We start from the raw sequence: 17,661 nt of genomic DNA, 5'->3' as shown, positions 1-17,661 counted from the left end.
ATTTCAGGCATCAACAAGTGTTTAAAAGCCCTTTGTAGCCCACCAACGCATACCTTGCACGACCACTGAGGGAATTTTCCAGGCTTTTTTCATACCAGGGGTTTACAGCTTAAAAAGGGCTCCGTATAGTGCGCGCCATCGACGACGGCAACGTTGTTGATGCTGCCCAGGTGGTGAAATTGGTAGACACGCCAGCTTCAGGTGCTGGTGATCGCAAGGTCGTGGAAGTTCGAGTCTTCTCCTGGGCACCAAATTCAGATCAAACCCGCGAAAGCGGGTTTTTTCGTTTCAGGCCTTTGATTCTTAACGTAAAACCTGATTTATTTTTTCGAATCAGGGGTTTACAGATCAAAAAGCCCGCCGTATAGTTCGCCCCATCAACAGCGGCAACGTTGCTTGATAATGCCCAGGTGGTGAAATTGGTAGACACGCCAGCTTCAGGTGCTGGTGATCGCAAGGTCGTGGAAGTTCGAGTCTTCTCCTGGGCACCAAATTCAGATCAAACCCGCGAAAGCGGGTTTTTTCGTTTCTGGGGTTTAAACTTGGTGATCGGGGCTGCTCATGCGCACTTGAGAAGGTTTATCGTTTATCCTTGTAAGAATTTGTAGCTTACAAGTGAGGAAAACCCCGGATGATGATCCGCGATACCCGTCTCAAGACCTCCCTTCTGCGTGGCCTGACCATCACTCTGCTCGGCCTGACCCTGCTCTCGCCCGCCGCCCATAGCGCCGAAAAGATCTCCCTGACCCTGTACAACGGCCAGCACAAGGAAGTCGGCGATGAGCTCGCCAAAGCCTTCGAAGCCAAGACCGGCATTCACGTCAATGTCCGCAAAGGCAGCAGCAATCAACTGGCCAGCCAAATCGTCGAAGAAGGCGACCGCTCGCCTGCCGACGTGATCTACACCGAAGAATCACCGCCGCTGAACAAGTTGGGCGAGCAAGGCCTGCTGGCCAGGATCGACGCCAGCACCCTCGATGTATTGCCCAAGGACTACGTCGGCAGTAACGGTGACTGGATGGGCGTGACCGCACGCACCCGCGTCGTCGCTTTCAATCCCAAGCTGATTGCCGAAAAAGACCTGCCCAAATCGGTGCTGGATTTCGCCGGTCCCGAGTGGCAAGGCAAGGTTGGCTTCGTGCCCACCAGCGGTGCGTTCCAGGAACAGGCGGTGGCGATCATCAAGCTGCACGGGCGTGAAGCCGCAGAAGAATGGCTGACCGGCCTGCGCGCATTCGGCAAGGTGTACAGCAACAATATGGTTGCGCTCAAAGCCGTGGAAAACGGCGAAGTGGCTACGGTACTGGTGAACAACTATTACTGGTTTGCCCTGAAAAAGAGAAAACCAACCTCGACTCCCAATTGCACTACTTCACCGACGGCGATGCGGGCGGTCTGATTACCGTGTCTTCGGCTGCAGCGCTGAAATCCAGCAAACACCCCAAGGAAGCCCAGCAACTGCTGGCGTTCATGGCCAGTGAAGAAGGCCAGCGCGTGATCACCAACACCTCGGCTGAGTATCCGCTGCGCAAAGGCATGCAGTCCAATCGTGGCCTCAAGCCTTTCAACGAACTGCAGCCGCCGAAAGTCACCCCCGCCGACCTGGGCAATGCCGAAGAGGCCCTGGACCTGGAACGTGACGTTGGCTTGAACTGATGAACCCATCGCTCAGCGCCGCAGGTTTTCGCCCCCGGCGCAAACGCCCTTCGATCTGGCTGCTGTTGCCGGTGCTGTTGCTGGTTGGCCTGAGCCTGTTGCCGCTGGCCTATGTCGGGCTCAAGACCTGGCAGGCCGGTTGGGCGCAGGCGGTGCATCTGCTGTGGCGACCTTATGTCTTCGGGCTGCTGCGCAACACCCTGGCGCTGATGGTGGGCGTGACGGTGGTGTGCGGCGTGGTCGGCCTGTCCCTGGCCTGGTTGCTGGAGCGCAGCAACCTGCCTGGGCGACGCCTCTGGGGGGTGGTCCTGTGTCTACCGTTTGCGGTGCCGGCGTTTGTCAGCAGCTTCACCTGGGTGTCGCTGAGCGCCGACTTCGAAGGCCTCGGCGGCGCGATCCTGGTGATGAGCCTGTCCAAATACCCGCTGGTGTTTCTGCCGGTGGCCGCGACACTGCGCAATCTTGATCCCGCCCTGGAAGAATCGGCGCGTACCCTGGGCCTGAACCGCTGGGGCGTATTCCGGCGCATTACCTTGCCGCTGCTGTGGCCCTCGCTGGTGGCGGGCGCTCTGCTGATTGCGCTGCACATGCTGGTGGAATTCGGCGCTTTGTCGATCATCGGCTTGCAGACCTTCACGACCGCGATCTATCAGCAATTCGAACTGGAGTTCAGCAACGCCAATGCGGCGATGCTCTCGGCGGTGCTGCTGGCGATGTGCCTGACCCTGTTGTGGCTTGAGCTGCGCATGCGTGGCAAGGGCCGCCATGTGCGTATCGGCCAGGGCGCGGCGCGGCATGCCGAACAAGTGAAATTGGGCAAGTGGGCGCCGCTCGGTCAGCTGTATTGCCTGGCGCTGGCAGTCATCGGCAGCGGCATTCCGCTGGGGATGCTCGGTTATTGGCTGGCCGTGGGTTCGTCGGCGGCGTTTCCGGTGGCCGAGATCAGTGAAGCGTTGTTATCGTCCCTGGCGCTGTCCCTGGGTGGCGCAGCGGTGTGCCTGGCGTTGGCGGTGCCGGTGGGATTGCTGGTGGTGCGCTATAAAGGCCGACTGGCGATCTGGGCTGAACGCCTGCCCTACCTGCTGCACGCCCTGCCCGGCCTGGTGATTGCACTGACCCTGGTGTATTTCGCCCTGCATTACGTGCCGGCGCTGTACCAAACGTCGGCGCTGCTGCTGATCGCCTACGCGCTGTTGTTTCTGCCGCTGGCCCAGGCGCCGATACGCACGGCATTGAACAAGGCCGCGCCCCAGCTGGAAGAGGCTGCGCGGACGCTGGGGGCATCGCCCTTCAGTGCGTTTTGCCGGGTGACACTGCCGATCATCTTCCCGGCTCTGGGTGCGGCGTTTGCCCTGGTGTTTCTGGATGCGATGAAGGAATTGACGGCGACCTTGCTGCTGAGTCCGACCGGGCTGAATACCTTGGCGACTGCCGTGTGGGCGCATACGTCGAATGTGGAGTTTGCGGCGGCGGCGCCTTATGCGGCGTTGTTGATCCTGGTGTCGGGGTTGCCGGTTTATCTGCTGACGACGCGGATGTATCTGAGTCGCTGAGACCGCTATCGGGGGCAAGCCCCCTCCCACATTTTGAATGCATTTCACCTGTAGGAGGGGGTCTGGCCAGAACAGGCAACACTAAGCCCTGAACTGCCCCAAACTCGCCTTCAACTGCGCCGCCAACCCGTCCAGCACCTTGCCACTGGCCGTGGTTTCCACCACCGCCTGCGCAGCACGCTCGGCCTGGGCGTGGATCACCTCGACGCGCCCACGCACCGCATGCGCGCCCTGGGCCTGATGCTCGGCCGCGCGGGTCGCCAGGCCGATTGCCGCATGCACCTGCTCCACCGAAGCCTGCACCGTCTGCTGCAAACGTACGCTCTCGCGCAGTACCAGCAAGCCCTCACTGGCCTGGCGCCCGGCTTTGCCGATGGTGTCCACCGCCTCACGCGCGCCCTGTTGCAACGCCACGATATGCGCCTGGATATCACCGGTGGAGCTTTGGGTTTTACTGGCCAGTGCGCGCACCTCGTCTGCAACCACCGCAAAACCGCGCCCCGTTTCACCGGCGCGCGCCGCTTCGATGGCGGCGTTCAGGGCGAGCAGGTTGGTTTGCTCGGCGATACCATGGATCACCGTCAGCACCACTTCAATCTGCTCACTCTGTTGGGCCAGACGCTCAATAACCTGGGACCCCGCCTGCACCTGCCCCGCCAACGCTTCGATCAAACTGCCAACTTCGGCCGACGTGCGTGAGTTCTCATCCGTCGCGTGGCGAATCTCCACCACCTGTTGCAGCGCCGCCTGCATGGCATGGCTTTCGGCCTGGGCCTCATCGGCCATTTGCGACAGTGCGCGCAGGCTCTCGGCGACTTCATCACGCTGCAAACCGGCAGCCTTGTCGGCGCCGGCATTGCGCAAGGTCATCGCACCGATTTCCACACCGGTGCGCTGGGCCACCTCCCCCGCTTCGCGCACGATGGGCTGCAACTTATCCACAAAGCGATTGACCGCCGAAGCCATGTCGCCGATCTCATCCTTGCTGCTGATTTGCACCCGCTTGGTAAGGTCGCCCTCGCCCGCCGCCAAATCATCCATGGCAGCGATCAGCAGCTTCAAGCGGTTGACGACGCGGCGACCGAGCACGATGGCGATCAGCAGTAATACGCCAAGACCGACCAGCGCCAAGCCCATGCCGATGCGCCAGCGCAGGGTGCCGGCAGCCTCTTGAACCGCGCTGGTGGTGTTGGCGGTCATCTGGGTGGCCGTGGCTTGCGCCGATTGCAGGCGCGCGCCCATGGCGGCGGCGCTATCGGCCGCTGCGCCTTTGAGGCTGTCACCGACCAGTTGATCACCGCTGGCAATCAGCGCAGCGAAACGCTTGTCCAGTGCTTGCAGATCGGCCTCGACCGACGCGGTGGAAACCCCCATGCGGACCTTGCCGATCTCCACGCCGTTGGGGCTGATCGAGGCTTCGACGTAATACACCGCAGGATCAGTCTTGGCCGCGTCCAACACTTTATCCAGGGCCCGCTCCCCCGCGCCCTTTGCCAACAGGGCCTGGTTGATCGGGTTTTCACGGTTCAGGTAACGGGTCAGGTGCTCGCCCGCCGCGTCGTCATACACCACGAACAACACGTTGGGATTGCGCTGCGCTCGCCGGGCGAACTCCGACAAGGTCGGCACATCGCTGTCCCACATGGCTCGCGGCGCCACCGACGCCAGCAACTGCGCCATGTCATTGGCAGAGTCCTGCAAGTCTTTTTCCAGGGTCGCACGCAATTGCTTCTGCTCTTGCTGAAGGCGCGTGGAAAGCCCTGCGGTCAGACGCTGACGGGTGCTGGTGGACAAACTGTCCAGGCTGGACGTGACTTCCTTGCCGGCCTGGGCCAATTCGCCGGACAGCTTCTGGCTGTCGATGCCCAGGCGATTACCCAAATCTGCCTCCAGGGCGGTGACAGTGCTCCGCGTCAGCGCGACGGCGACCAGCACTTGCACCAAAAGAGCGATACCTAGGGTAACGAACACTGGCCGCAACAGACGACTTTGTAACAACGAGAGAACGGCAGACACTGGGAATCCCTCCACCACGGGTGCCATTAAATTGATAGCACCTCGGAAAGAAGGAAACACAGCAAGGGTCGTGCCGCTTGCCAGACACAAACGACAAAGGGCTCCCGAAGGAGCCCTTTGCTTTTTACATCAACAGCTTATTAAGCGAACGGATGACGCAGAACGATGGTCTCGTTGCGGTCCGGGCCCGTCGAAATAATGTCGATCGGTGCGCCAATCAGCTCTTCAACGCGCTTGATATAAGCACGGGCATTGGCTGGCAGCTCTTCCAGGGTCTTGGCGCCCACGGTCGACTCGGTCCAGCCCGGCACTTCTTCGTACACAGGCTGCAGGCCCACGTAGCTGTCGGCGTCAGTTGGAGCGACGTCATTACCCTCGGCGTCTTTGTAACCGGTGCAGATGTTGATGGCTTCCAGACCGTCGAGTACGTCCAGCTTGGTCAGGCAGATGCCCGAGATGCTGTTCACGTCGATAGCGCGACGCAGGATAACGGCGTCGAACCAGCCACAACGACGGGCGCGGCCAGTGGTTGCGCCGAACTCATGACCTTGCTTGGCCAGGTGCGCGCCGACTGCGTCGAACAGCTCAGTCGGGAACGGGCCCGAACCTACACGGGTGGTGTAAGCCTTGGTAATGCCCAGGATGTAGTCCAGGAACATCGGGCCAACGCCCGAACCGGTAGCAACGCCGCCAGCGGTGGTGTTGGAACTGGTCACGTACGGGTAGGTGCCGTGGTCGATGTCGAGCAACGAACCCTGGGCGCCTTCGAACATGATGTCTTTGCCGGCGCGACGCAGGTCGTGCAGCTCGGCCGTCACATCCAGCATCAGCGGCTTGAGCAGCTCAGCGTATTCCTTGCACTCGGCCAGCGTCTTTTCGAACTCGATGGCCGGTTCTTTGTAGTAACCCACCAGCATGAAGTTGTGGTAATCCACCAGCTCACGCAGCTTGTCTTCAAAGCGCGGCATGTTGAGCAGGTCGCCCACACGCAGGCCACGGCGCGCCACCTTGTCTTCGTAGGCCGGGCCGATGCCGCGACCGGTGGTGCCGATCTTCAGCTCGCCACGGGCCTTTTCACGGGCCTGGTCCAGCGCCACGTGGAAGGACAGGATCAGCGGGCAGGATGGGCTGATACGCAGGCGCTCACGCACCGGTACGCCTTTCTCTTCCAGCTTGGTGATCTCGCGCAACAGGGCGTCCGGTGCAACCACCACGCCGTTGCCGATCAGGCACTGCACGCCTTCGCGCAGTACGCCCGACGGGATCAGGTGCAAGACGGTTTTTTCGCCATCGATGACCAGGGTGTGACCCGCGTTGTGGCCACCTTGGTAGCGCACTACGGCGGCAGCATGTTCGGTCAGCAGATCAACGATCTTGCCTTTGCCCTCATCACCCCATTGGGTGCCCAGGACTACGACATTCTTACCCATAACACTTGTCCTCATTCACGCAAACTTGGTGCCGGCGATGGCCGGCAGGAAAACTCAAGAAGCCAGTGGCGATACTTGCCAAAGCCCGTTCTGCTGAATCAATTGCCGGTCGCAGTCCGCTTCACGGGCGGCGGCCAATGGCTGCCCAGGCAAGGCCTGGACGACACGCTGACCCTCACTGCGCAACTGGCAAACCTGCTGCCAGAGTGCCGCGTCCGTACTGTCGGGCATCCAGATGCCACCAGACGGCAGCTCGACCTCAGCACGCCCCAGGGTCACCAGGGTTTTCAAATCGGTGGAAAAGCCAGTGGCCGGACGGGCGCGACCGAAGTCGGCGCCGATATCGTCGTAGCGACCACCCTGGGCGATGGCCTGGCCAACACCCGGAACGAACACCGCGAACACCACACCGGTGTGGTAGTGGTAGCCGCGCAACTCGCCTAGGTCAAAATACAGCGGCAATTGCGGGAAGCGCGCCGACAACTGCTCGGCAATCGCCAGCACATCGTCCAACGCCGCCAACACCGGCGCTGGCGCATTGGCCAGGCGCTCACGCGCAGCCACCAGCACTTCACGGCCGCCGCACAGGTTGACCAACGCGCGCAACATCTGCGCGAGGTCAGCCGGCACGCCTTCGGTGAGGGCGATCACTTCGTCAATCGCCTTGCGCTGCAGGGCGTCAAACAACTGTTGCTCGGCTTCACCGGACAAACCAGCGGCACGAGCGAGGCCACGGTAGATACCGACGTGGCCCAGGTCCATGTGCACATCCGGCACGTCAGCCAGTTGCAGCATGGCCAGCATCAGGCTGATCACTTCGACGTCGCTGCTCGGGCTCGCATCGCCATACAGCTCGGCGCCCAACTGGATCGGGCTGCGGGACGATGACAAGGCTCGCGGCTGGGCGTGCAGCACGCTGCCGGCGTAGCACAGGCGGCTCGGGCCTTCGCGGCGCAGGGTGTGCGCATCGATACGCGCCACTTGCGGCGTGATGTCGGCACGGAACCCCATCTGCCGGCCCGATTGTGGGTCGATAACCTTGAAGGTGCGCAGATCCAGGTCCTGGCCCGCGCCGGTCAGCAGAGATTCCAGGTACTCGATATGGGGAGTCACGACAAACTCGTAACCCCAGCTCTGGAACAGATCCAACACCTGGCGACGCGCTACTTCAATGCGCGCAGCTTCTGGTGGCAGTACTTCTTCGATGCCATCTGGCAGCAGCCAGCGGTCTACCGTTGCCATTACGCCATTCCCCTATGATCCGGGCGGCCAGCCTTCGGCCGAGCCTTGAGTGAAGCAGAAAATACCCGCCGCCTGCATAAACCACGCGCAAGAGCGACGTGACGAACGACCTGTAACCGGCCTCGTCGGGCACTTTCCTCGATAAACCTGTCACGCCTGCCGAATCGAACATGCAGACGCAAAAAAGCCGGGAATTTCCCGGCTGCCGCATCATACACCCGTTTTCTGAAAGGATCACCCCGCCAGGCATTTTAGCCGCCCGACGGAGTGGTTCCTACCGAATCACAGGCCTGTTACTTGGACTTTTCCAGGTAGCGGAAGAAGTCGCTGCTTGGGTCCAGCACCAGCACGTCGGTCTTGTTCGCGAAGCTTTCACGGTAGGCACGCAGGCTACGGTAGAACGCGTAGAACTCCTGGTCCTGGCCGTAAGCCTTGGCGTAGATCGCCGCGGCTTGAGCATCACCATCACCACGGGCCTCTTCAGACTCGCGATAGGCTTCTGCCAGCAGTACACGGCGCTGACGATCGGCATCCGCACGGATACCTTCGGCCAGCTCGTTACCCTTGGCGCGGTGCTCACGGGCCTCACGCTCACGCTCAGTGCTCATGCGTTCGAACACGCTGCGGTTCACTTCCTTCGGCAGGTCAATGGCCTTGACCCGCACATCGACCACTTCGATACCCAGCTCTTTCTCCGCCATGGTGTTCAGCGAACGGGTGATGTCAGCCATCAGCGCATCACGTTCACCGGATACCACCTCATGCAGGGTGCGCTTACCAAACTGGTCGCGCAGGCCCGATTCCAGACGGCGCGACAAACGCTCGTCGGCAATCTGCTTGAGGCCGGAAGTCGCGGTGTAGAAGCGCTCGGCGTCCTTGACGCGCCACTTGGCGTAGGCGTCAACCATCACGGCTTTCTTTTCCAGGGTCAGGAAGCGCTGTGTCGGTGCATCCAGGGTCATCAGGCGGGCGTCGAACTTGCGCACCTGGTTGACGTAGGGGACTTTCACATGCAGGCCCGGCTGGACATCCGCCTGGACCACGCGACCGAATTGCAGCAGCACCGCACGCTCGGTCTGAGCCACGATGTAGAAGCAGTTCCAGGCAGCGATGACCACGACGACGCCCACAATCAGGGCGGTCAGCGATTTATTGCTCATCAACGGCTCTCCCTGGTACGTGTTTGCTGTTGCAGCAAGTCAGCGGCCGCACGGGCGCTCGCTTCGTTGGCAGCAGCATTCGAACCGGTGGACGGCGCGCTGGCGCCGCTACGACCACCTTCGATCATCTTGTCCAGCGGCAGGTACAGCAGGTTGTTCTGCCCACCCTTGCTGCCGGTCACGAGAACCTTGCTGGTATTGCTGAAGACTTCCTGCATGGTGTCCAGGTACAGACGCTCACGGGTCACTTCAGGTGCCTTGCGGTACTCGGCAACCAGTTTGGTAAAGCGGTCTGCCTCACCCTTGGCACGGGAGACCACTTCGTCGCGGTAACCGTTGGCATCTTCAAGGATGCGCTGGGCTTGACCACGGGCTTCCGGCACCACGCCATTGGCGTAGGTTTCAGCCTGGTTGCGCGAACGCTGCTCGTCTTCACGGGCACGGATCACGTCGTCAAAGGCTTCCTGCACTTCACGCGGTGCGGCAGCGCTCTGTACGTTGACCTGGGTGACCGTGATACCGGTGCGATAGGTATCGAGGAACCGTTGCAGGCGCTCCTTGATTTCGCTGGCCATCAATTCACGCCCTTCGGTCAGCACCTGGTCCATAGCGGTGGAACCCACCACATGGCGCAAGGCACTTTCGGTTGCGTGTTGCAGGCTGGTTTCCGGCTGGTCGACGTTCAGCACGAAGTCCTGCAGGTTGGTGATCTTGTACTGCACGGTCAGCGGCACTTCGACGATGTTCTCGTCTTCGGTCAGCATCTGGCCCTGCTTGGTGTAGGCACGCTCACGCGTGACGTTCTCCATGTACTTCTTGTCGATCGGCGGGAAATAGATGTTCAGGCCTGGCCCGACGGTCTCGTAGTACTTGCCGAAGCGCAGCACCACGGCTTGCTCCTGCTCGTCCACTACATAGACCGCGCTGTACAGCCAGACGGCCGCAAGCACGACAAGGCCCAGGCCCAGCAGGCCATAGCCACCGCCCTTGCTCGTGCGACCACCCTCGTCACTACCGCGTTTTTTTCCACCACCGAACAACCCATTCAGGCTTTCCTGCAGCTTTCGGAAGGCCTCGTCGAGATCCGGTGGCCCCTTGCGGTCGCCATTATTGCGGCGCTTACCACCCCAAGGATCCTGATTATTCGAGTTGCCACCCGGCTCATTCCAAGCCATAGCGCTCTCCATCTGATAAAGCAAAGACGCACCCACGGCGCGCCGACCAATGCTACAGAATGCCTGCCACCGCGGCACAACCGCTTTCTCAGGCTTTTATTGCAAAGTGTGTTGCTCGATGAACTCTGCCGGTACAACACCCTCGCGACTGACCAGTCGATTGAGCTCCGAGCGCGGCAATCGAACGTCCAGCAAGCTGACACCTTCTTCGTCGTGTTCTTCTTTCTGTACCGCGCCCAGCTCGAAAAACTGTGCACGCAGTCGAGCAAAACGCTGCGGCAAGCGCAAGGTGCCCACGAACAAATCGCTGCCGAGTAACTCGGCAATGGCTTGTTCAAGCAGCTCCAGGCCGCTGCCATCACGCGCCGACAGCCAGACCCGCTGGGGCTTGCCGTTCTCGTCGCGCTGAATTTGTGGCTCAACGCCTTCAAGCAAATCGAGTTTGTTATAGACCTCGAGGATCGGCAAGTCCTGCGCACCAATCTCGCCCAGCACTACCATCACCTGCTCGATCTGCAGCATGCGATCCGGTTCAGCCGCATCAATTACGTGCAACAGCAGGTCGGAATTGCTCGATTCTTCGAGCGTAGACCGAAATGCCTCGACCAGCTTGTGCGGCAAGTGGCGGATGAAACCCACGGTATCGGCCAGGACGATCGGCCCCAGGTCGCCGATATCCAGGCGGCGCAGGGTCGGGTCGAGCGTGGCGAACAGTTGGTCTGCCGCGTACACGTCCGATTTCGTCACGTTGTTGAAGAGTGTGGATTTGCCGGCGTTGGTGTACCCCACCAGGGACACGGTAGGGATATCCGCACGCGAACGGCCTCGACGCGATTGCTCGCGCTGGCTGCGCACTTTCTCCAGGCGTCCCTTGATCTGGCGCAGGCGAACCCGCAACAGGCGTCGGTCGGTTTCCAACTGGGTTTCACCCGGGCCACGCATGCCGATGCCGCCGCCCTGGCGCTCAAGGTGAGTCCAGCCGCGCACCAGGCGGGTGCTCATGTGGTCAAGCTGGGCCAGTTCGACCTGCAGTTTGCCTTCATGGGTACGCGCGCGTTGGGCGAAGATATCGAGAATCAGACCGGTGCGGTCGATCACGCGACACTCGAAGACACGTTCGAGGTTACGTTCCTGACTGGGCGTGAGGGTGTGATTGAAGATCACCAGATCGGCTTCTTCAGCGTGGACCAGGTCGCGCAATTCCTCGACCTTGCCGCTGCCGATCAGGTATTTGGCGGTTGGCCGATGACGCGGCACGTTAAAAAACGCAACGGTCTCGGCGCCGGCCGAATTTGCCAACTCCTGAAACTCCTGCGGATCTTCGCGCGCCTCAGGGTCCTGTCCATCCAAGTGAACGAGGATCACTCGCTCACCACCACCGTGGCGCTCAAAGAACAAAGGAGACTCCTATCAGGCGTTACCTGGCTCAGCGTCAGCTGCTTCATCACCTGCTGCGCTAGGCAGACGGATCGGACGAACAGGGACGACTGTCGAGATAGCGTGTTTGTAAACCATCTGGCTGACGGTGTTTTTCAGCAGGATCACGAACTGGTCGAACGACTCGATCGTACCTTGCAACTTGATACCGTTGACCAGATAGATGGAAACCCCCACTTTCTCTTTACGTAAAGTATTCAAGTAAGGGTCTTGTAGCGAATGCCCTTTTGACATGTGCCGCACTCCTTTAAGGATCAATAATAAAAATCGGAAAATAAATAGCTCATGGCCGTCACACCCCCAAGGATAGACGGCAATTGCAAGGACTCAGCTCAATATGGAGACCGTTCCCAAGTATTTCAAGGCGCGTGACAGATTGTCGCTGTCCAGGCTGTCCAGCCAGTGCAAATCGCTCCAGCTGCGCAGCCAGGTGAACTGGCGCTTCGCCAATTGGCGCGTGGCGATGATGCCGCGCTCCTGCATTTCGGCTGACGTCAGCTTGCCATCCAGATGATCCCAGACTTGGCGGTAGCCTACAGCGCGTATCGAAGGCAATCCTGGATGCAAATCACCTCGGGAACGCAGTGCTACGACCTCCTCCACAAACCCCTGTTCCAACATAATTGTGAATCTTTGTGCAATTCGTTCATGCAGCACCTGGCGATTTGCCGGAGCGATGGCCAGATTCGCCACAGTATAGGGCAATTGTGACTGACCAGATGCGTCTGCATCAGCACTTTGCGCAGTTTGTTTCAGCCTGTGTTCAGTCATGGTCTGGCCGCTGACGCGCCAGACTTCCAGCGCACGGGTAAGTCGCTGGGGGTCGTTGGGGTGGATGCGCGCCGCAGACACCGGGTCTACCGCCGCCAGCTGGTCGTGCAGGGCCTGCCAGCCGAGGCGCGCGGCTTGATCTTCAAGCTCGGCGCGCACCTGGGCGTCAGCGGGGGGCATGTCCGCCAGGCCCTCCTGCAAAGCCTTGTAGTAGAGCATCGTGCCGCCGACCAACAGCGGGATGTTGCCCCGCGCGGTGATTTCAGCCATGGCGGCCAGGGCGTCGGTACGGAAATCTGCGGCCGAATAGCTTTCGGACGGGTCGATAATGTCGATCAACCGATGCGGATGCCGGGCCAACAGCTCTTTCGAAGGCTTCGCCGTGCCGATGTCCATGTCCCGGTAAACCAGGGCAGAGTCGACGCTGATCAGCTCGCACGGCAAGACCTTGGTCAGTTCGATGGCCAGGTCGGTCTTGCCCGCGGCCGTCGGGCCCATCAGGAAGATCGCGGGGGGCAAAGCACTCATCAGCGACCGCGCAGGAACAGTTTGTCCAGATCATCCAGGCCCATCTGGGTCCAGGTCGGTCGGCCATGGTTGCATTGGCCACTGCGCTCGGTGTTTTCCATGTCGCGCAGCAGGCCGTTCATTTCCGGCAGGGCCAGTCGGCGGTTAGCACGGATGGCGCCGTGGCAGGCCATGGTGCCGAGCAGTTCGTTGATATGCGCCTGGATACGGTCGCTGGTGCCGTATTCCATCAGGTCCGCCAGTACGTCGGACACCAGGCGATTGGCCTCGGCCTGCTTGAGCAGCGCGGGAATCTGACGGATCGCCAGGGTCTCCGGGCCCAGGCGTTGCAGTTCGAAGCCCAGCTTCTGGAACACTCCATGGTGTTCCTCGGCACAATCGGCTTCCCGCTGGCTGACTGCCAGGGATTCCGGCACCAGCAGCGGCTGGCCACTGAGACCTTCACTGGCCATGGCGATCTTCAGGCGCTCGTACATGATCCGCTCGTGGGCGGCGTGCATGTCTACCAGCACCAGGCCGTGGGCATTTTCCGCAAGGATGTAGATGCCCTTGAGTTGCGCCAGCGCGTAGCCCAGCGGCGGAATATCACCGCCGCCCTCGGGCAAGGCAACAATGCCCGGCTCGGCACCCGGCAACGGCGCGAAGAATTCACGGTAAGCCGCCTGGGCCTCAGCCACCGGCACGGTCGACTGCGGCCGTGGGGTGTATTGATATTGATAACCCGCGCCGGCGCCCGAGTTGGGCGCGGTGTAACTCGGCTGCGGCTGCGATGATTGCAACAGGTTACCGGCGAGGCTCATTTCGCCCTGGGGGCCGAACTCGCCGGCCTCAGGGCCGCTCGGGCGGACCACCGCCGTTACGATTGGCGCGGACAACTGGTCATCCGGGCGCACATCGCCCAAGGCACGGTGCAAGGTGCCGTACAAGAAGTCATGCACCATGCGCCCGTCACGGAAGCGCACTTCGTGCTTGGTCGGGTGCACATTGACGTCGACCACCGAGGGGTCGACCTCGAAAAACAGCACAAACGTCGGATGCCGACCGTTGAACAGTACGTCGCGGTACGCCTGGCGCACCGCATGGGCCACCAGTTTGTCGCGCACCGCCCGGCCGTTGACGAAGAAATACTGCAAATCGGCCTGGCTGCGGGAGAAGGTCGGCAAACCGACCCAGCCCCATAGGCGCAAGCCATTGCGTTCGATTTCAATCGGCAGCGCCTGCTCCAGGAACCCGGCACCGCACACGGCCGCCACTCGCCGAGCGCGCGCGGCGTCATCATTGGCTTCGTGCAGGCTGAGAATGGTCTTGCCGTTGTGGCGCAGATGGAACGCCACATCGAAGCGCGCCAGGGCCAGGCGCTTGATCACTTCCTGCAGGTGGTCGAATTCGGTTTTCTCGGCCTTGAGGAATTTGCGCCGCGCCGGGGTGTTGAAGAACAGGTCGCGCACTTCCACCGAGGTGCCCACCGGATGGGCCGCCGGCTGGACCCGAGGCGCCATGTCGCGGCCTTCGGTTTCCACTTGCCAGGCCTGTTCGGCGCCGCGCGTGCGGGACGTCAGGGTCAGGCGGGCCACGGAGCTGATGGAGGCCAGGGCCTCACCGCGAAAGCCCAGGCTCATGACCCTTTCAAGGTCTTCCAGGTCGCGAATCTTGCTGGTGGCGTGACGGGCCAGGGCCAGCGGCAGGTCATCTGAAGAGATCCCGCTGCCATCGTCACGTACCCGCAGCAGCTTGACGCCGCCTTGTTCCACGTCTACGTCAATGCGCTTGGCGCCGGAATCGATACTGTTTTCCAGCAGTTCCTTGATCACTGACGCCGGGCGCTCAACCACCTCACCTGCGGCGATCTGGTTAGCCAGGCGCGGGCTGAGCAGTTCGATGCGCGAGCCACTATTCAACACAGATTCACTCATTACTGCGCCGCCAATTCGGTGCCAGGAATGGTCAACACCTGGCCAATTTTCAACTCGTCGGTTTTCAGGTTGTTGGCGCTGCGCAAGGCGGCGGGCGTGACCTGGAAACGTACGGCCAGCATGGCCACGGTGTCGCCAGGCTGCACGCGGTGGTCGCGCGGGCCCTGGGCAATTTTGCCGGAGTCACGCAACCAGGCGATGTAAGTGCCCGGTGGCGGGTTCTGTTGGAAGAACTGGCGCACGCCGGCGCTGATCGAGCGCGCCAACGCTTGCTGGTGGCTGGCACTGGCCAGCTTCGAGGCCTCGTTGGCGTTGGAAATGAAGCCGGTTTCGACCAGGATCGACGGGATGTCCGGCGACTTCAACACCATGAACCCGGCCTGCTCCACGCGCTGTTTGTGCAGCGACGTGACCCGGCCGATGTTACTCAGGACTTTCTGGCCGACGTTCAGGCTGGAGGTCAGCGAGGCGGTCATCGACAGGTCGAGCAATACGCCGGCGAGCATTTTGTCTTTGTCATCGAGGGAGACGTTGCCGGCCCCGCCGATCAAGTCGGAACGGTTTTCGCTGTCGGCCAGCCAACGGGCGGTCTCGGACGTGGCGCCACGATCGGACAAGGCAAACACCGACGCACCGAACGCAGCGGAGGAAGGGGCAGCGTCGGCGTGGATCGATACGAACAGGTCCGCGCCCTTCTTGCGGGCGATTTCGGTACGCCCACGCAACGGGATGAAATAGTCGCCGGTACGGGTCAGTTCGGCGCGATAGCCTTTCATGCCGTTGACCTGGCGTTGCAGTTCGCGGGCGATGGCCAGCACCACGTCTTTTTCATGCTGGCCGCGCGAGCCGGACGCGCCCGGGTCTTCGCCACCGTGGCCGGCATCGATCACCACGATAATGTCGCGCTTGCCTGCCGGAGCGGGCGGCGGCGGTGGCAGCTTGACCTGCGGCTGCGATGGATTGACCGGCACCGCCGGCACCGTCGCCACGCTGGGCGTCGGCGCAGGCGGCGGTGCGGCATCGGCGGGGTTGTCGAACAGGTCGACCACCAGGCGGTTGCCATATTGGGCGTTGGGCGCCAGGGAGAAGCTTTTGGGGGTGACCGCCTTTTTCAGGTCGATGACCACGCGCAAATCGGTCGGCGTACGCTGGGCCGAACGCATCATCGTAATCGGGGTGTTGGCGGTGGAGACCTTCAGCGGCGCGGCCAGGGTCGCACCGTTGATGTCGATCACCAGGCGGTCAGGCGCCGTGAGGGTAAAGACGCTGTGCTGGACCGGGCCCGACAGGTCGAACACCAGTCGCGTGTTATCCGGCGCTCGCCACAGGCGGACACTCTTGACCTGTGAAGCAGCCACAGCATTGACAGTCATTGCCGCAAGCAACACCCCCACGACAGCAACCAACGCGCGAAAGCGCATACCTAACCCCACCAATTATTTGAATTCCAATGCCAGAGCATCACGCCACGCTTCACCGCGCGGGCTCTGGGGCAACAACTTCAGCTGACGTCCGTGCTCGTGCGGCGTAATGGTAATGGTCATGTCAGGCTTTGGCAAAAAGCCTGTGCCTTTATCTGGCCACTCGATCAGGCACAGCGCGTCTTCGTCGAAGTAATCACGAATGCCCATGAACTCCAGCTCTTCAGGGTCGACCAGGCGATAGAGGTCGAAGTGGAACGCACGCACGTCACCGATCTCGTAGGGTTCGACCAGGGTGAACGTCGGGCTTTTTACCGCACCGGTATGGCCCAACCCGCGAATGATGCCCCGAGACAGCGTAGTCTTGCCCGCCCCCAGGTCACCTTCGAGAAAGACGAGCCCCGCCCCGCCCGTCACCCGTGCAATAGCGTGACCGAACGCGACCATCGCGTCTTCATCGGCCAGGAAAAGATTTACTTCAGGCACGGCGACTGCTCCTCCAGCAATTGACGAATGGCAGGTATCAGGTCGCTCGCTGCCAGCCCGCGACCGAAGGTGCCCTGGCGATCCCCTGCCGTGGCGTGCAACCACACGGCCAGGCAAGCTGCCTCATACGCCGGCATGCCTTGGGCGAGCAATGCGCCCACGAGGCCGGCCAATACGTCACCGAGCCCCGCCGTCGCCATGGCGGGATGGCCTTGGTCACAACGTGAAACGCGCCCGTCCGGGCTTGCAATCAAACTGCCAGCACCCTTGAGGATAGCCACTGAGTCGAATTTACGGCTCAACGCGCGCGCCACCTTAAGGCGGTCGGCCTGAACCTCGGCTGTCGAAATGCCCAACAGCCGCGCGGCTTCGCCTGGATGCGGAGTGATCACGCAGTTGGCAGGCAGGCTGACGCTGCCGGTCGCGAGCTGATTCAAGGCATCGGCATCCCAGACTTGCGGCAGGTGCGCGTTGGCGGCGACGGACAGCAGGCTTTTACCCCAGGACGCATCCCCGAGACCGGGGCCGATCACAATGACCGAGATTTTTTCCAGCAAGCCCATCAGTTGATTGGCCGAACTCACGCCCACGGTCATCACTTCCGGCAAGCGCGCCAACGCGGCGGGAACATGTTCCACGCGGGTCGCCAGGGACACCATGCCGGCGCCACTGCGCAACGCGCTCTCGGCACTGAGCAGCGCGGCGCCGCCAAAGCCTCGGTCGCCGCCAATCACCAATAGATGGCCAAACTGCCCTTTATGAGCGTCCGGGGAGCGCGCAGCCAGTTGCGGCAAGTGGCCGGGCAACAGCGGCTGCACGTCGGTTATTTCGTGTTTTGTCTGAGGCATGCGTCTTCAAGCTCCGATGTCTGGC

General features: G+C 61.6%; 13 protein-coding genes, 2 tRNA genes and 1 pseudogene. 4 read left to right on the top strand and 12 right to left on the bottom strand.

The window, feature by feature from the left end; translation table 11 throughout:
* Window positions 1-164 precede the first annotated feature (164 nt).
* From C4J91_RS02645 to C4J91_RS02630, 4 genes and pseudogenes are all read left to right on the top strand, one after another.
* A tRNA-Leu gene (locus C4J91_RS02645) sits at window positions 165-251 on the top strand.
* 153 nt (window positions 252-404) lie between these two features.
* A tRNA-Leu gene (locus tag C4J91_RS02640) sits at window positions 405-491 on the top strand.
* Between the two features lie 140 nt (window positions 492-631).
* Window positions 632-1,656 (top strand): annotated as a pseudogene (locus C4J91_RS02635) (iron ABC transporter substrate-binding protein).
* Window positions 1,656-3,209, top strand: a complete 1,554-nt coding sequence (locus C4J91_RS02630; protein WP_124361028.1) for an iron ABC transporter permease — start codon at window positions 1,656-1,658, stop codon at window positions 3,207-3,209. The pseudogene C4J91_RS02635 and the gene C4J91_RS02630 overlap by 1 nt, the downstream one beginning before the upstream one ends.
* Before the next feature lie 81 nt (window positions 3,210-3,290).
* Here the strand turns inward: C4J91_RS02630 and C4J91_RS02625 are convergent, their stop codons facing one another.
* From C4J91_RS02625 to C4J91_RS02570, 12 genes are all read right to left on the bottom strand, one after another.
* Window positions 3,291-5,225 (bottom strand): methyl-accepting chemotaxis protein, encoded by a 1,935-nt coding sequence (locus C4J91_RS02625; protein WP_124361027.1) that lies wholly within the window; start codon window positions 5,223-5,225, stop codon window positions 3,291-3,293.
* Window positions 5,226-5,365: 140 nt separating this feature from the next.
* Complete coding sequence (locus tag C4J91_RS02620) at window positions 5,366-6,655, bottom strand: adenylosuccinate synthase (RefSeq protein ID WP_124361026.1); 1,290 nt, start codon at window positions 6,653-6,655, stop codon at window positions 5,366-5,368.
* 54 nt (window positions 6,656-6,709) lie between these two features.
* Window positions 6,710-7,897 carry an ATP phosphoribosyltransferase regulatory subunit gene (locus tag C4J91_RS02615; RefSeq protein WP_124361025.1) on the bottom strand — a complete coding sequence of 396 codons (1,188 nt, stop codon included), beginning with the start codon at window positions 7,895-7,897 and terminating at the stop codon, window positions 6,710-6,712.
* Between the two features lie 293 nt (window positions 7,898-8,190).
* The gene (gene hflC, locus C4J91_RS02610) at window positions 8,191-9,057 is read right to left on the bottom strand and encodes a protease modulator HflC (protein ID WP_003188064.1); all 867 of its coding nucleotides are present in this window, start codon (window positions 9,055-9,057) and stop codon (window positions 8,191-8,193) included.
* On the bottom strand, window positions 9,057-10,232 hold the full coding sequence (gene hflK, locus C4J91_RS02605; protein WP_124361024.1) for an FtsH protease activity modulator HflK: 1,176 nt from the start codon (window positions 10,230-10,232) through the stop codon (window positions 9,057-9,059). Before hflK ends, hflC begins: the two co-directional genes overlap by 1 nt.
* 96 nt (window positions 10,233-10,328) lie before the next feature.
* Entirely contained in the window at window positions 10,329-11,630 is a 1,302-nt protein-coding gene (gene hflX / locus C4J91_RS02600) for a ribosome rescue GTPase HflX (RefSeq protein ID WP_124361023.1), read from the bottom strand.
* Window positions 11,631-11,642: 12 nt separating this feature from the next.
* Complete coding sequence (gene hfq / locus C4J91_RS02595) at window positions 11,643-11,903, bottom strand: RNA chaperone Hfq (protein WP_016976904.1); 261 nt, start codon at window positions 11,901-11,903, stop codon at window positions 11,643-11,645.
* Window positions 11,904-11,996: 93 nt separating this feature from the next.
* Complete coding sequence (miaA, locus tag C4J91_RS02590; protein WP_124361022.1) at window positions 11,997-12,968, bottom strand: tRNA (adenosine(37)-N6)-dimethylallyltransferase MiaA; 972 nt, start codon at window positions 12,966-12,968, stop codon at window positions 11,997-11,999.
* The gene (gene mutL / locus C4J91_RS02585) at window positions 12,968-14,881 is read right to left on the bottom strand and encodes a DNA mismatch repair endonuclease MutL (protein WP_124361021.1); all 1,914 of its coding nucleotides are present in this window, start codon (window positions 14,879-14,881) and stop codon (window positions 12,968-12,970) included. The genes miaA and mutL overlap by 1 nt, the downstream gene beginning before the upstream one ends.
* On the bottom strand, window positions 14,881-16,302 hold the full coding sequence (locus tag C4J91_RS02580; RefSeq protein WP_124361020.1) for an N-acetylmuramoyl-L-alanine amidase: 1,422 nt from the start codon (window positions 16,300-16,302) through the stop codon (window positions 14,881-14,883). Before C4J91_RS02580 ends, mutL begins: the two co-directional genes overlap by 1 nt.
* Window positions 16,303-16,317: 15 nt before the next feature.
* Entirely contained in the window at window positions 16,318-16,788 is a 471-nt protein-coding gene (gene tsaE / locus C4J91_RS02575) for a tRNA (adenosine(37)-N6)-threonylcarbamoyltransferase complex ATPase subunit type 1 TsaE (protein WP_124361019.1), read from the bottom strand.
* On the bottom strand, window positions 16,776-17,636 hold the full coding sequence (locus C4J91_RS02570) for an NAD(P)H-hydrate dehydratase (RefSeq protein WP_124361018.1): 861 nt from the start codon (window positions 17,634-17,636) through the stop codon (window positions 16,776-16,778). The genes tsaE and C4J91_RS02570 overlap by 13 nt, the downstream gene beginning before the upstream one ends.
* Window positions 17,637-17,661: the final 25 nt, after the last annotated feature.

The sequence above is a fragment of the Pseudomonas sp. R3-52-08 genome (genome assembly GCF_003851745.1).
In the GTDB taxonomy this organism is placed as follows: Bacteria; Pseudomonadota; Gammaproteobacteria; order Pseudomonadales; family Pseudomonadaceae; genus Aquipseudomonas.
This window is presented reverse-complemented; position numbering and strand designations above follow the sequence as displayed.

Coding starts and splice junctions, on each gene's coding strand:
- C4J91_RS02615 (WP_124361025.1), bottom strand. CDS start 7,897: ATGGCAACGGTAGACCGCTGGCTGCTGCCAGATGGCATCGAAGAAGTA.
- C4J91_RS02580 (WP_124361020.1), bottom strand. CDS start 16,302: ATGCGCTTTCGCGCGTTGGTTGCTGTCGTGGGGGTGTTGCTTGCGGCA.
- C4J91_RS02630 (WP_124361028.1), top strand. CDS start 1,656: ATGAACCCATCGCTCAGCGCCGCAGGTTTTCGCCCCCGGCGCAAACGC.
- hfq (WP_016976904.1), bottom strand. CDS start 11,903: ATGTCAAAAGGGCATTCGCTACAAGACCCTTACTTGAATACTTTACGT.
- miaA (WP_124361022.1), bottom strand. CDS start 12,968: ATGAGTGCTTTGCCCCCCGCGATCTTCCTGATGGGCCCGACGGCCGCG.
- mutL (WP_124361021.1), bottom strand. CDS start 14,881: ATGAGTGAATCTGTGTTGAATAGTGGCTCGCGCATCGAACTGCTCAGC.
- hflK (WP_124361024.1), bottom strand. CDS start 10,232: ATGGCTTGGAATGAGCCGGGTGGCAACTCGAATAATCAGGATCCTTGG.
- hflC (WP_003188064.1), bottom strand. CDS start 9,057: ATGAGCAATAAATCGCTGACCGCCCTGATTGTGGGCGTCGTCGTGGTC.
- C4J91_RS02570 (WP_124361018.1), bottom strand. CDS start 17,636: ATGCCTCAGACAAAACACGAAATAACCGACGTGCAGCCGCTGTTGCCC.
- C4J91_RS02620 (WP_124361026.1), bottom strand. CDS start 6,655: ATGGGTAAGAATGTCGTAGTCCTGGGCACCCAATGGGGTGATGAGGGC.